This window comes from Bradyrhizobium sp. CCH5-F6 (assembly GCF_001556045.1).
In the GTDB taxonomy this organism is placed as follows: domain Bacteria; phylum Pseudomonadota; class Alphaproteobacteria; order Rhizobiales; family Xanthobacteraceae; genus Bradyrhizobium.
Map to the genome: position 1 here is coordinate 50,881 of NZ_LSIC01000041.1, position 14,708 is coordinate 65,588.

7 protein-coding genes are annotated in these 14,708 nt (G+C 66.2%); 3 read left to right on the forward strand and 4 right to left on the reverse strand.

From position 1 onward, the window contains the following. Positions 1-7: 7 nt before the first annotated feature. Positions 8-1,786, reverse strand: a complete 1,779-nt coding sequence (locus AX729_RS06830; RefSeq protein WP_061021364.1) for a type I secretion system permease/ATPase — start codon at positions 1,784-1,786, stop codon at positions 8-10. 492 nt (positions 1,787-2,278) lie between these two features. Here AX729_RS06830 and AX729_RS06835 point away from each other — a divergent pair, with 492 nt between their 5' ends. Next, positions 2,279-10,774: an ExeM/NucH family extracellular endonuclease gene (locus AX729_RS06835; protein ID WP_061021366.1), complete on the forward strand. Its 8,496-nt coding sequence runs from the start codon at positions 2,279-2,281 to the stop codon at positions 10,772-10,774. A 127-nt stretch (positions 10,775-10,901) separates the two neighbouring features. Here the strand turns inward: AX729_RS06835 and AX729_RS06840 are convergent, their stop codons facing one another. Beyond that, a complete protein-coding gene (locus AX729_RS06840) occupies positions 10,902-11,381 on the reverse strand; it encodes a winged helix-turn-helix transcriptional regulator (protein ID WP_061021369.1) in 480 nt (159 codons plus the stop codon). A gap of 121 nt (positions 11,382-11,502) precedes the next feature. On the opposite strand from AX729_RS06840, the gene AX729_RS06845 reads away from it, so the two are divergent. Continuing rightward, on the forward strand, positions 11,503-12,276 hold the full coding sequence (locus AX729_RS06845; RefSeq protein WP_061021428.1) for an SDR family oxidoreductase: 774 nt from the start codon (positions 11,503-11,505) through the stop codon (positions 12,274-12,276). Positions 12,277-12,348: 72 nt separating this feature from the next. On the opposite strand, the gene AX729_RS06850 is transcribed toward AX729_RS06845, so the two are convergent. Beyond that, positions 12,349-12,957 (reverse strand): FMN-dependent NADH-azoreductase, encoded by a 609-nt coding sequence (locus AX729_RS06850; protein WP_061021372.1) that lies wholly within the window; start codon positions 12,955-12,957, stop codon positions 12,349-12,351. 83 nt (positions 12,958-13,040) lie between these two features. On the opposite strand from AX729_RS06850, the gene AX729_RS06855 reads away from it, so the two are divergent. Continuing rightward, a complete protein-coding gene (locus AX729_RS06855; RefSeq protein WP_061021375.1) occupies positions 13,041-13,487 on the forward strand; it encodes a winged helix-turn-helix transcriptional regulator in 447 nt (148 codons plus the stop codon). A 1-nt stretch (position 13,488) separates the two neighbouring features. Here AX729_RS06855 and dprA read toward each other — a convergent pair whose 3' ends face one another. After that, on the reverse strand, positions 13,489-14,631 hold the full coding sequence (dprA, locus tag AX729_RS06860) for a DNA-processing protein DprA (protein WP_061021377.1): 1,143 nt from the start codon (positions 14,629-14,631) through the stop codon (positions 13,489-13,491). Positions 14,632-14,708 lie beyond the last annotated feature (77 nt).

The window sequence follows — 14,708 nt, forward strand, 5'->3', positions numbered from 1 at the left end:
GAGGTCCTCAACTGACGGCTGCGGCCGGAACTGGGCGCGCATCGGGCACCGCCTGCAGCGCCGCGCCGCCCGGCGCCGGATGAGCGGCGAGCGATTTGCGCAGCACTTCGTCCTTCGGGCCGAACGCCTGCACCTGGCCGGACGCAAGCGTCAGCACGAGATCGACCGCCGCAAGCGCCGCCGGTCGATGCGCAATGATGACGGCAATGCCGCCGCGAGCCCGGACACGCCGGATTGCGTCGGTCAGCGCGGCGTCGCCTTCCGCGTCCAGGCTGGCGTTCGGCTCGTCGAGCACCACCATGAACGGATCCTTGTAGAGCGCGCGCGCCAACGCGATCCGCTGCCGCTGGCCACCCGACAGGGTGGCGCCGGCTTCGCCGATCCGCATCTCGAACCCCTTCGGCAGCTTCAGGATCATCTCGTAGGCGCCGGCGGCCTTTGCCGCGGCGATCACCGCCGCCTCGTCGATCCCCGGGTCGAAACGTGCGATGTTCTCCGCCACCGTTCCATCGAACAATTCAACATCCTGCGGCAGGTAGCCGATCATGCCCCCACGAATTTCTGCCGGCCACTGGTCGAGGGTGGCGCCATCAAGGCGGATCTCGCCGCGTGCGATCGGCCAGATCCCGACCAGCGCCCGCGCCAGCGTCGATTTGCCGGCGGCTGACGGGCCAATGATGCCGACCGCCTGGCCGGCTTCGAGTGCGAACGAGGCGTTGTGCACGATCGCGGTGGTGCCGCCGGGGGCGGCGATCGTTACCTGCTCGACCGTGAGCCGATGGACGGCGCGTTCGGGCGCGACGTCGGGGGTCGGGGCGTCGCCGTCGCGCAGAGCGGCGCGGAGCCGTTGGCCCGCCTGTCGCGCGCCGAGAAACGGACGCCAGATGGAGATCGCCAGTTCCACCGGCGCGAGCGCGCGGCTGCCCATGATCGACGCGGCGATCATCACGCCGCCGCTGGCCAGCCCCTCGATCACCAGATAGGCGCCGAGACCCAGCAGCGCCGATTGCAGCATGAAGCGCAGCGTCTTCGACAATGCGCCGAGCGATCCGGCGATATCGGCGTTGCGCTGCTGGGCGGCGACGAGATCGTCGTTGGCGGCACCGATCCGGTCGATCAACCGCTGTTCCATCCCCAACGCGCCCACGATTTCGGCGTTGCGCCGGCCGGCTTCAAGCTGGACGCCACGGATTGCGCCGGCACGCGACGCGTCCCGGGTCGGCGCCCGCGTCAGCACCTCGGTGAGCAGCGCGATTCCGAACAGCAGCACCGCGCCAGCGACCAGCGTCCAGCCGAGATAAGGATGCAGGAGAAAGCAGCCGGCGAGATACAGCGGCATCCACGGCAAGTCGAACAGGGTCGTCGGGCCGAGCCCGGAAAGGAACGACCGGACCGAGTCCAGATCATGTGACAATTGCAGGCCGCGATTGGCGCCGCCGCCGCGCAGCGGCCCGCGCAGGATGTTGCGGACGACCGGTTGCCACAGCGCGGCGTGCAGTGCCGATCCGATCCGGGTCAGAATGCGCTGACGCAGCAGGTCGAACAGCCCTTGCATCGCATACGCCGCCGCCACCGCGATCGACAGAGCGATCAAGGTCGGAATGCTGTGCGAAGGAATGACCCGGTCGTACACCTGCAACATGTAGATCGAGCCGGTGAGCATCAGCAGATTGAGCACCGCCGAGAACAGTCCCACCGTCAGAAAGGCCGTTCTGCAGGAGGCGAGCGCGGCCGACGTGAGATCGCCGGACGCGGGAGTCGACGCGGAGGACGTTGTTGCGGTCATGATACTCAAATTCAAAACGACGTCGGACCGTCACGGTCGGTGCGGTCGGCGTTCGTTAGCGAGCTTCAACGTCAGGCGCATGACAAGGCGGCGCGTGCGCGAAAACGCGTTCCAGTGGCAACGAGGCGCGACATCCTGCGACGAAACGCCGCTCTGGTTCGGAATTCGGCCGCACCGGCCGGCAACCGAAGCCTGGCGTGGTCGTCCCTCGCGGCGGGCTGATCAAGCTTTAGCGCGATGACTCAATGGCGATCGCTGCCGGCCGACCGTCGAGCACGCCGCAAGGAGTCGTCGGTTCGCGCGGTCTTCGCGTCACTTTCCATAGTGCGACTTCACCGACCCGTTAAGAAGCAGTCACCGATCTGTTGTCGTCGGCATTCTATCAACGCGCATTAACGATCCGTTAACCATCGGCCGTCTGGACCGCGCCCTCACGCATGCCGTGAGGCGGTGATCCGCGACGTCTTCTTCTCAAGCGCTGGAGTGCGATACATGTCGACGACCCCCCATGTCCTGGCGAACGGCGATTTCCTGCAGGATTGGTCCAACACCGGCCTCATCACGACTAACGATGATTGGTCGGGAGTCGCATCGATCGTCGGCTATCTCGGCAACGATGTCGTTTCGGCCACCGGGGTGGACGCGCGTACGGCTACCGGATCGTCGTCGGGAGACGTCGACGTCATCGCCAACCAGACCAACACCGCAATCACCAACGGCGGTGTGGCCGAATTCCAGATCGCCAACCCGACGGTGGCGCTGAACGGCTCGAACAGCGCGGATGCCCCCAGCCTCGTGATCCATCTCGACGCCACCGGCCGCAAAGATGTCCGGCTGAGCTTCAATGCACGCGACCTCGACGCCGGCACGGACGACTCCGCGCAGCAGATCAACGTGCAGTACCGGCTCGGTTCGAGCGGGTCGTGGACCAACGTTCCGAGCGGTTACGCCGCCGACGCCACCACCGGTGGCGCCGCGACCCAGGTGACGCCGTTCGATCTGCTGCTGCCCTCCGCCGTCGACGGCCGCAACGACATCCAGGTTCGCATTCTCACCACCAACGCCGCCGGCAATGACGAGTGGGTCGGTATCGACGACATCCGCGTCACCAGTTCGTCCGAATCGTCGGTCGAAGCGCAGCACGTCGCCTTCGCGCCGGCGTCGATCACGGTCTCGCATGACGAAGGCAACAGCGGTCCGACCGTCTATCAGTTCACCGTCGAGCGGAGCGGCGGCACGACGGGCGACGTCGCGTTCTCGGGAACGATCGCTTCGGCGCAGACCGATGCGGCCGACTATGTCGGCGGCAAGCCGGTCAGCTTCAGCGGCAGCATCGCTGACGGACAGACCTCAGCGGTCGTGACCGTCACCGTCGCCGGCGACACCGGCAATGAGGCGAACGAGAGCTTCACGCTGACGCTGCAGAACGTTTCCAATTCGGCGGCCGTGACCACCACGATCGGCAGCGCCGCGACGGCGACCGGCACCATCGTCAACGACGACGTCGGTATCACCAAGATCAGCACGATTCAGGGTAGCGGGGCCAGCAGTGCCATGGTCGGCCAGACCGTGACCGTCGAAGCCATCGTGGTCGGCGACTTCCAGAACGGCGATGCCGACGCCGGCCGCAATCTCAACGGCTTCTATCTCCAGGAGGAGACCACCGATTCCGACGGCAATGTCCTGACCTCCGAGGCAATATTCGTCTACGGCGGCGCCACCGACGTCCAGATCGGCGACCGGGTGCGCGTGACCGGCTCGATCAGCGAATATTTCGGTCTGACAGAGCTGACCGCGAGCAACATCTCGGTCGTCCAGGCCGGCGCGGTGGCCGACGTCGACACGATGGCGGTGCAGATCGACCTGTCGTCGATGGGCACCACGCTGAGCCAGGACGGCGACTACCAGCCCGATCTTGAAGCCTATGAAGGCATGCTGGTCACGATCCCTGAGACCCTGACCGTCACCGAGCAGTATAATCTCGACCGCTTCAACGAGATCAAGCTGGTAGCGGGCGAACGGCCCGAACAGTTCACGCAGGAGAACGCGCCCGATGCCGCCGCCTACCAGGCGCATCTGGCCGAGCTCGGCGCCCGCACCATCACATATGATGACGGCCTGAACGTCCAGAACGCCGCGATCAACAACCTCGACGGCTTCGATCCGAACGACAACCCGTCTGCCACTCCGAACTACGGCACCGCCGACGCGGCGCGGATGGGCGACACCATCACCGGCCTGACCGGCGTGCTCGACTATCAGTGGGCCGGCAACTCTGCCTCGGGGGCGACGTGGCGGATACGCTCGGTCGAGGACGGTGCCAACACCTTCGGAGCCGGCGACAATCCGCGCACCGATGCGCCGGAAGACGTCGGCGGCCGCCTGAAGGTGGCGAGCTTCAACGTGCTGAACTACTTCACCACGCTCGACAATGGCGGCAACACCGCGATCGGCGAAGAGCCGCGCGGTGCCGACAACGCCGCGGAGTTCGCACGTCAGACCGAGAAGCTGGTCGCGACCATCCTCGACATGGACGTCGACGTGCTGGCGCTGACCGAACTGGAGAACGACTTCTCCGCTGCATCGTCCGGCAATGCCATCAAGTATCTGGTGGAACAGCTCAATGCCGTGGCTGGGGCCGGTACCTATGCCTGGGTCGATCCCGGCCGGCAGTTCGTTGGCGGCGACGCCATCGCGGTCGGCTTCATCTACGACACCACCGCGGTGAAGATCGCCGACGGTACGACCATCGAGATCCTCAACGACGCCGACCTGCCCGGCCTCGGCCTCGGCGGACTGCTCGGGCAGAGCACGGTCGGTGCGGTGTTTGACGGCGAGAACACCAGCCGCAACGCGCTTGCGGTGACCTTCGAGGAACTCGCGACCGGCGAAACCTTCACGGCGATCGCCAACCATCTCAAGTCCAAGAGCGGTACCGGCTCCGGCGCCGATTCCGATCAGGGCGACGGCCAGGGCAACTGGCAGAACCAGCGCGAGCTGGCCGCCACCGCGCTGACCGCCTGGGCGGCGAGCGATCCGACCGGCTCGGGCGATCCGGACGTGATGCTGCTCGGCGATTTCAACGGCTACGCCAAGGAGCAGTCGACCGCTCTCATCGAGAGCGCGGGCTATGAGAATCTGCAGGATCGCGAGGACGGCGCTTATTCCTATGTGTTCGACGGCCAGACCGGCACGCTCGACTATGCCTTCGCCAATGCCAGCCTCGGCACGCAGGTGTCCGGTGTGACCACCTGGCACATCAATGCCGACGAGGCCGACGCGCTCGACTACAACACCGACTATGGCCGCGACACCTCGATCTTCGACGGCGACTCCTCGATCCGGGTGTCCGACCACGATCCGGTGATCGTGGGCCTCAATCTCGGGGAACAGGAGCCGACCCCGGCTTACACGCTGCAAATCCTGCATGCATCGGACTTCGAGGCGGGTCTGAATGCGGTCGATCGCGCCGGCAACTTCGCGGCGATCGTCGACTATCTCGAGGAGACCTACGCGAACTCGATCACGCTGTCTTCGGGCGATAATTTCATTCCCAGCCCGTTCTTCAGCGCCGGCAGCGACAGCTCGCTGAAGGAGGTCTACGAAACCGCGCTGGAAACCTATTACGGCCTCGCTGCCGAGACGCTGAACATCTCGCCCGGCTTCGGCACCGCCGACATGGCGATGCTGAACATCATCGGCGTGCAGGCCTCGGCGATCGGCAATCACGAATTCGACGCCGGCACCAAGGCGTTCGCCGACATCATCAAGCAGACCGCCGGCTATCCCGGCGCGCAGTTCCCGTACCTCGCGGCCAATCTGGACTTCTCGGCCGATGCCAATCTCGCTTCGGTCTACACCGGCACGATCCAGGATGCCGACGCCTACACCGGCTTCCCGCCGGTGGCCGGTATCGGCAAGAAGATCGCGCCGGCCACGGTCATCGAGGAGAACGGCGAAAAGATCGGCGTGATCGGCGCGACCACCCAGATCGTGCAGAGCATCTCCTCGACCGGCGGCGTCGAAGTGATCGGCGACAATGTCGATGACATGGCGGCGCTGGCGGCAATCCTGCAGCCGACGATCGACGGTCTGCTGGCTCAGGGCATCAACAAGATCATCCTGGTCAGCCATCTGCAGCAGCTCGCGCTCGAAAAGGCGCTGGCGCCCCTGCTGCACGGCGTCGACGTCATCGTCGCCGGCGGCTCGCATACGCTGCTGGCGGACGAGACCGACACGCTCCGTGCCGGCGATACCGCTGCCGACACCTATCCGATCGTCACCGCGAACGCCGACGGCAAAACCGCGCTTATCGTCAACACCTCCGGCGAATACTCCTATGTCGGACGGCTGGTGGTCGATTTCGATGCTGAAGGCAACGTGATCTACACCGCCAACTCGGCGGTCAATGGCGCCTACGCCAGCACGGAAGAGGTGGTCGCCTCGCTGTACGACGGCAATACCACAGTCGACGTCGACCATGACGGCGACGTGGATGCCGACGACGCCGATCCGTTTGCCGACGGCGGCCGCGGCGATCTGGTCAACGACATCGCCCAGGCGGTGGGTGGCATCATCGACGTGCAGGACGGCAACACTTTCGGCAAGACGGACGTCTATCTCGAGGGCCGCCGCAGCGAGGCTCGCACCGAGGAGACCAACCTCGGCGACCTCTCCGCCGATGCGAACCTGTGGTACGCCCAGAAGGTCGACCCGACCGTGCTGGTTTCGATCAAGAACGGCGGCGGCATCCGCGACTCGATCGGTTACGTCTATGCGGTCGGCGGCGAGGCGGTGGAGAGCCCGCCGCTGGCGAACACCAGCGTCGGCAAGGAAGCGGGCGAGGTGTCGCAGCTCGATATCGCCAACTCGCTGCGCTTCAACAACGCGCTGTCGATGGTCACGGTGACCGCGGATCAGCTGCTCAAGGTGCTCGAGCACGCAGTGGCGGCGACCACGGCGACCGCGACGCCCGGCCAGTTTGCCCAGGTCGGCGGCATCGCATTCTCGTTCGACAAGGATTTGCCGGCCGGCAACCGCGTGCAGTCGGCAGCGCTGATCGACGACAACGGCAACCCGGTGCTGGCGTTGGTCGCGAACGGCGAACTGGTGGTCGATCCGGAGATGGCGATCCGGGTCGTGACCTTGAGCTTCCTGCTCACCGGCGGCGACGGCTATCCGTTCGCGAGCTTCATCGCGGCCAATCCCACCTTTGCCAACGTCGTCAGTCTGTCGCCAGACCTGGTTCCAGATGCGGGGCAGGAGGCGAACTTCGCCACCGAGGGCACCGAGCAGGATGCCTTCGCCGAATACATGGCGGCGAACTACTCCGACACGCCCTACGACGTCGCCGACACCGATCGGGCGCACGACGAGCGCATCCAGAACCTCGACTATCGTCAAGACACGGTGCTCGAAACCGAGGCGCTGGTGCTGGTCGGCGACGACGGTGACAACCAACTCGCCGGCGCGCTCGGTGACGATGTCCTCACCGGCCTCGGGGGCGACGACGTCCTCGCCGGGCTCGGCGGCGACGATCAGCTCGATGGCGGCGAGGGCGATGATACCCTGTCCGGCGGCGATGGCGACGATACGCTGCTTGGCGGAGCAGGCGATGACACACTCGACGGCGGCGCTGGCGACGACCGGCTGGTGGGCGGCGACGGTGACGACACCCTGACGGGCGGCGAGGGCGACGACGTCCTGATCGGCGGCGAAGGCTATGACACCCTGCAGGGCGGCGCCGGCAACGACGAACTGGTGGCTGGCGCCGGCGACACCGCGGAAGCCGGTGAAGGCGACGACCTCATCATCGTCTCCACCGACGACCCCGCGCCGGGCTCGATCGACGGCGGCGCCGGCAACGACACCGTCAAGCTGATCGGCGGCGGCACGGCGGAACTGATCGCCACGCTCAATGTCGAGAACCTGCTGGTGGCCGCAGGCACTTGGTCGGTGGCCGGATCGGCATCGTACGACGATGTGACGATCCAGGACGGCGCGACGCTGGCTTCGAGCCTCGTCGTGGACAACAACGATCACGTCGCCATCGAGGCCGGCGGCACGCTCTCGGCGTCCGGCAACGCGATCGTCTGGCAGGGTGGTGGCAACGCCGTCATCGACAATGCCGGCTTGATCGCAGGCTCGACCCGTGCGCTCTCCACTACGGTGGGGGCGACGGGCTCGATGACCCTCAACAACCAGGCCGGCGGCGTCGTCCGCGGCGCGCTGACCCCTGAACGGGCCGGCCACGCCGACGCGACCATCACCGTCAACAATGCCGGCGTGATCGAAGCGAACGGCCGCGTCATCGACTTCCGCACCTTCGACAACAACGGCGCGTCGGCGGTGATCAACAACCTTGCCGGGGGCGTCATCCGCCAGCACGGCAGCGATACCGACGTGATCCGCCCGGGCACTGACGGCGTCGTCAACAACTGGGGAACGATCACGACGGATCCGACGTTCGTGGGCGGAGGCGACCTGATCGACTTCCAGAGCGACACCGGCGGCAAGGTCACCAACTATGCCGGCGGCTGGATGGAAGCTTCGCGTCATGCCGTAACCGGTGACAATGCCGTCACCGTCATCAACAGTGGCACGATGATCGGCCGCAACGGGTCGGCGGTGAATCTCGACACCGACGGAACCGAAGCGCAGAAGGCGTTCATCACCAACCACGGCGTGATGGAGGGCCGCTCCGCCGAACTGTCCGACAGCGACGGCGACGCCATCGATGTCGACGGTCTGGTGCAGATCGTGAACTACGGCAAGATCTCGGGCCTCGGCGCCGAGGGCTATCACGACGGCGAGCCGAACGTCTCCGAAGCGATCGCGATCGGCGGCGGCAGCATCGTCAACAATGCCGGCGGCGAGATCTACGGCTACGGCCGTGCGATCCAGGTCGACAACTCCAGCAACGCTAACGCGCTGGGGGTGACGACCATCGTCAACCACGGCCTGATCAAGGGCGACGGCCACGGTCCGGAAGGGGTCACCCCCGAGGATGCGGCGCGGTTCGACCTGCGCGGCAACGAGGCGATCAACCTGGTCGGCACCTATGCCGACAGCCTCACCAACAGCGCCACCGGTCAGATCGTCGGCGGCGTCTCGATGGGCGGCGGCAGCGACACGCTGAGCAATGACGGCTCGATCACCGCCACCGGCGGATCAGCGGTGAACATGGGCGAGGGTGACGATCTGATTGTCAACCGCGCCATCATCACCGGCGACGTCCTGCTCGGCGCCGGTGCCGACGAACTGATCAACCAGAGCTCCGGCGTCATCACCGGCGACGTCAGCTTCGGCGACGGCAACGACAGGCTCGGCAACACCGGCAAGATCGTCGGCAAGGTCGATCTCGGCGCCGGCGACGACTTCGTCAACATCTGGATCGGGTCCGATATCCAGGGCCAGATCCTGCTCGGCGACGGCAACGATATCTTGATCTCCAACGACTGGATCTCAACCAACATGGAGATCGACGGCGGTGCCGGGAACGACGAGATCTACACCTCGTTCGGTAACGACACCATCCACGGCGGCGAAGGCAACGATCGGATCTACGCCAACCAGGGCAACGACACCGTCTACGGCGATGCCGGCAACGACGAGATCTACGGCAACGACGGCGACGATCTGATCATTGGAGGTGCCGGCGACGACACCACCAACGGCGGCGCGGGGGCCGACATCGCGGCCTTCTCCGGCGCGATCGACAGATACGCCATCACCCTCAACGCTGGCGGTAGCATCACGGTCGTCGATCACGTCGGACAGGACGGGACCGACACGCTGAGCAACATCGAGAGCCTCGGCTTCTCGGACGGCTACTGGAACCTGGTGATCGGAACCGGCGGCAGCGATACGATCGTCGGCGGCCTTGGCAACGATCTGGTGTTCGGCGGCGCCGGCGACGACGCCTTCATCGGCGGCTATGGTCTGGATCGCTACGATGGCGGCGACGGCGTCGACACCATCGACTACAGCAACATCTCGTTCAAGCTGACGATCGATCTCGACTCCGGGCTGGCCTACTATCCCGGCTACATCCCCGGCGCCGACCATCTCGCCGGAATCGAGAACGCGGTGGGCACGGTGTTCGGCGACACGCTGATCGGCTCGGCCGGAGCCAACACCCTGAACGGCGGCCTCGGCGACGACCTGCTGATCGGCGGTGCCGGTGACGACGTGCTGCTCGGCGGCTTCGGCGACGACGTGCTCCGTGGCGGTGCTGGTGACGACACCATCGACGGCGGCTTCGGTCAGGATCTGTTGGATCTGTCCGACGCCACCGGTGCGGTCACCATCAACCTGGTGTCCGGCACCGCGACCGGCGCAGGCATTGGCACCGACCACTTCAGCGGCATCGAGGGCTTCGTGCTCGGTGCCGGTGCGGACCATGTCACAGGCGGCAACGGCGCCGACATGTTCGATGGCGGAGCCGGTAACGATGTCATCGCCGGTGGTGCCGGCAATGACACGCTGCGCGGCGGCGAAGGCGACGATAGCGTCGACGGCGGCTCCGGCAACGACGTGATCGAGGGTGGCGTCGGCAAGGACACGTTGAAGGGCGGTTCGGGGGTCGACGTCGTCTCCGGCGGCGACGGCGACGACAACATCGATGGCGGCTCCGAGAACGACATGCTCAATGGCGGTGCCGGCAACGACACCATCAAGGGTGGCTCGGGTGCCGACTTCCTCGCGGGCGATGCCGGCAACGACATCCTGTCCGGTGGCTCGGGCGCCGACGTGTTCATGTTCGCCGCCGGCTTCGGCAAGGACACCGTCACCGACTTCGCCACCACCGGTGGCTGGGCCGACGTGCTGCAATTCTCGAGCAGCCTGTTCGCCGACTTCGCCGACGTGATGTCGCACACCACCCAGGTCGGCAACAACGTCGTCGTGACGCTCGATGCCGACAACACCGTGACCCTGGCCAATCTGCAGATGGCCTCGCTCGCGGCAGACGATTTCCGCTTCGTCTGATCCATCGCCGACTGACCCTGGCCACGGAACGCAAGAGCGTTCCGTGGTTCATCGCAAAGAGCGGCAGCATCGATACCCGTGAAACTGCAAGGCCGAACTCAAGAGACGGCCTTGAATATCCGCTAATTTAGCCGGACCGGCTCCGGCCAACCACCTTCGATGACCGGCGCGGCTTGAGCGTCGTGTCGCCTGGTGCGAGCAGCCGCCCATCCTCGGCGCGCATTTCCAGCTTCTTCACCGGGCGGCCTTTGTCGCGATCGACGAGAATGGTCGCGATTTCCTCGGGGTGATCGTCGAACTCCTCGCTCCATTGCCGCAGCGCGACCAGGATCGGGAAGGTGCCGCGGCCCTTCGGCGTCAGCACATATTCCTGATAGGCGCTGCCGTCGGAGGCGGGGGCGGTGGCCAGGATGCCGTGGTCGACCAGCGATCGCAGGCGCGCGGCCAGGATATTCTTGGCCATGCCGAGCCTGCTCTGAAACTCGCCGAAGCGGCGGACGCCGAACAGCGCCTCGCGGATAATCAGCAGCGACCACCAGTCGCCGAGCGCCTCCAGCGACCGCGCGATCGGGCAGGCATCGCCCTCGAAGCTGGTTCGTTTCACCATCGTCCCTGGTCCTTTCGCGTTCGCCCGATCCCGTGGCGATCACGCGCTTGTGTGGTTGCATCATAAAACCAAATGGCCTAGACCGCAATCCGGTTTTATGATGCAACCACTGGAGGCGAACGTGAGATTGACGAACAAGACGGCCCTGATCACCGGCGGCAACGGCGGCATCGGCCTTGCGACCGCAAAACTGTTCGTGGCGGAGGGCGCCAGGGTGGTGATCACCGGGCGCAACAAGGAGACGCTGGCAGCGGCTGCCAGGGAACTCGGCCCGAACGCGCTCGCCTTGCCGGCCGATGCGACCGACATCGCGGCCACGGAAGCCGCAATCAAGCAGGGCGCGGACAAATTCGGCAAGTTCGACGCCGTCTTCGCCAACGCGGGCATCGCAGGCGGCACGCCGCTGGGATCGGCGACGTTGGAGGTGTTCGAGAAAGTCATCAGCACGAACCTGACCGGCGTGTTCTTCACCGTCCAGTCTGCGCTGCCTTACCTGAACGACAACGCCTCGATCATCCTCAACGGCTCGGTGATCTCGGTGCTCGGCATTCCCGGTTACTCCGCTTACGGCGCCGCCAAGGCCGGCGTGCGCGCGATGGCGCGGATCATGGCCTCGGAGCTGTCGCCGCGCGGCATTCGCGTCAACGTGGTCGCGCCGGGCGCGATCCGCACGCCGATCTGGGGACCAGCGATCGCAACGCCGGAGGCCGAGAAGGCGTTCGAGAAGCGGATCGCGCTGTCGACGCCGCTCGGCCGCATCGGCGAAACCGATCACGTTGCGAAGACGGTGCTGTTCCTCGCATCCGATGATTCCGCCCATGTGCAGGGCCAGGAGATCTTCGTGGACGGCGGCGCGGTGGCCTCTCCGAGCGGCGCGCCGATCTATCGCGGCTGATCGCTGCAACAGTGCTCGATCCCGTCCGGCGCAAGACGCACCTTGCGCCGGACGATTGAGTCGTGGCGAACGTTATGCCGCGTGCAGGCTGGTCGCGGCCTGAAGTGCGCCGGCGAGTCCCTTTTCGCGGTGCTCCGGCCCGAGCTGGATCCCATCGGCGGAGATGAATTCGGGATTGGCGATGCCGATGAAGCCGAACACCCAGCGCAGATAGGTTTCGAGATGTTCGCCAGCCGCGGCAGGCGAACCCGCACCGTAATGGCCGCCGCGTGAGATCGCGACGATCACGCGCTTGCCGCCGGCAAGCCCTTCCGGCCCGGCCGCGCCGTATTTGAAGGTCTTTCCCACCACCAGGATGCGGTCGATCCAGGCCTTGAGCTGGCTCGGAATGGTGAAATTGTACATGGGCGCGCCGATCACGACGACATCGGCCGCGAGGAATTCGTCCAGCACGGCCGCGCTGGCGGCGAGGTCGGGTGCGAGCTCCGCCGGCGCGGGGGCGCCTTGCGCGGCCGCCAGATGCGATCCGGAGAGATGGGCGAGAGGGGTCTGGGTCAGGTCGCGATAGGTGACGTCGAGGCCGGGCGTCGTCTGCCGGAGCCGGTCGACGACCGCGGCGGAAACCTGGCGGCTGACGGAGTGGGGGCCGAGCACGCTGGAGTCGATATGGAGCAGTTTCATTTGGGGTCACCCTGGTATAGGTTTGTAACCAGAGCTACATGAGTGACCGTGAAAATCCCCGCAAGAACGCACTTTTTTGAGCCATGGGCACATTATTGAAACCTGAGAACACCGATTTGCCCGCCGCGGCGAAGCCAAATCCAGGGCAGGATACTGCCCCCGAGCCAATGCCGGACCCCAACCATGCGGATTGCCGTGGGGTCGCCTCCGTGCTGTCCCGCGTCGGCGACAAATGGAGCGTGTTCGTCATCATGATGCTGAGCGACGGGCCGAAGCGCTTCAATGAGCTCAAGCGCATGATCAACGGCATCTCGCAGCGGATGCTGACATTGACGTTGCGCGGGCTGGAGCGCGACGGCCTCGTCACGCGCACGATCTTTCCGACCATTCCGCCGCGCGTCGACTACGAGCTCACCGATCTCGGCCGCGGTCTCCAGCAGCCGGTGAAGGCGCTCGGCGAGTGGGCGATCGAGCATCAGGAGCAGATCGCGGCAGCGCGCACGCGGTTCGATGAGCGAAACGAGACCTAAACTAAAGCAGCGAAACCAGCCCGCCGCCGTGGCGTTCGAGGCGGCCGGCGAGTTCGAGCTCCAGCAGCACCGTGCGCACGATCGCAGGGGAGGCGCCGGACATCCGCACGAGATCGTCGATCGTAACAGGCGCCGGGCCGAGCAGGCCGGTGATCTGGTCGCGGTCATGGCCCTGCGGATCGCTCTCGAACGGCTCGCTGTCGGGCTCGCTTGCGGGGTGCAGCAGCGGCCGCTCCATGATCGGCTGCACCGCGTTGATGATGTCGGCGGCCTCGGTGACGAGCGTCGCGCCCTGCTTGATCAGATCGTTGGCGCCGGCGGCGCGCGGATCGAGCGGCGAGCCCGGCACCGCGAACACCTCGCGCCCCTGTTCGGCTGCCATGCGCGCCGTGATCAGCGAGCCGGAGCGGTGTGCGGCTTCCACCACCACGACGCCGAGCGAGGCGCCCGAGATCAATCGGTTGCGGCGGGGAAAGTCGCGGGCACGCGGCTCGTGGCCGAGCGGCATCTCGGAGATCGCCGCGCCCGCGTGACCGAGGATCGCGGCGAGCAGGTCGCCATGCTCGGGCGGATAAATGCAATCATGGCCGCCGGCCAGCACGGCGATCGTGCCGCTCTCGATGCTCGCGCGATGCGCGGCCTGGTCGACGCCGCGGGCAAGGCCCGAGATGACGACGAAGCCGGCCTCGCCCAGCTCGCGCGCGAGCTGGCCGGCGAACTTCAAGCCGGCGCCGGACGCGTTGCGCGAGCCGACGATGGCGATCATCGGCCGCATCAGGGTCTTGGTGTCGCCGCGCACGGCGAGCAGCGGAGGCGCATCGTCGATCATCGCCAGCCGCGACGGATAGCCGTTCTCGCCGGGCGCCAGCCAGGCGATGCCGAACTTGCGGCTTGCGGCAAGCTCGGCCTTCGCCTCGTCTGCGCTGCAGATGCGGCCTGATCGCTGGGCGCCGCCGCGGCGGGCCAGATCCGGCAACCGCTCCAGCGCAGCGCGTGCCGTGCCGAAATGATCGACCAGCGAACGGAAGGTGCGCGGCCCGACATTGTCGGAACGGATCAGCCGCAGGCGGTCGATCCGCTCTTGCTCGGTCAGATTCACGCTCGGATTGATGGCGTCCACGGCGTCTCCTTGCAGGCACAGCATGGAACAACCTGAGAGCGTTGCGCAACAGTGACGTGCGCTTGCGCGACCTCGCTGCGATGCTAAAAGCGATCAAAATA

What these genes read in the sequence shown, in the direction of transcription:
- AX729_RS06830 (WP_061021364.1), bottom strand. Translation starts at nt 1,786, where the DNA reads ATGACCGCAACAACGTCCTCCGCGTCGACTCCCGCGTCCGGCGATCTC.
- AX729_RS06835 (WP_061021366.1), top strand. Translation starts at nt 2,279, where the DNA reads ATGTCGACGACCCCCCATGTCCTGGCGAACGGCGATTTCCTGCAGGAT.
- AX729_RS06840 (WP_061021369.1), bottom strand. Translation starts at nt 11,381, where the DNA reads ATGGTGAAACGAACCAGCTTCGAGGGCGATGCCTGCCCGATCGCGCGG.
- AX729_RS06850 (WP_061021372.1), bottom strand. Translation starts at nt 12,957, where the DNA reads ATGAAACTGCTCCATATCGACTCCAGCGTGCTCGGCCCCCACTCCGTC.
- AX729_RS06855 (WP_061021375.1), top strand. Translation starts at nt 13,041, where the DNA reads ATGGGCACATTATTGAAACCTGAGAACACCGATTTGCCCGCCGCGGCG.
- dprA (WP_061021377.1), bottom strand. Translation starts at nt 14,631, where the DNA reads ATGCTGTGCCTGCAAGGAGACGCCGTGGACGCCATCAATCCGAGCGTG.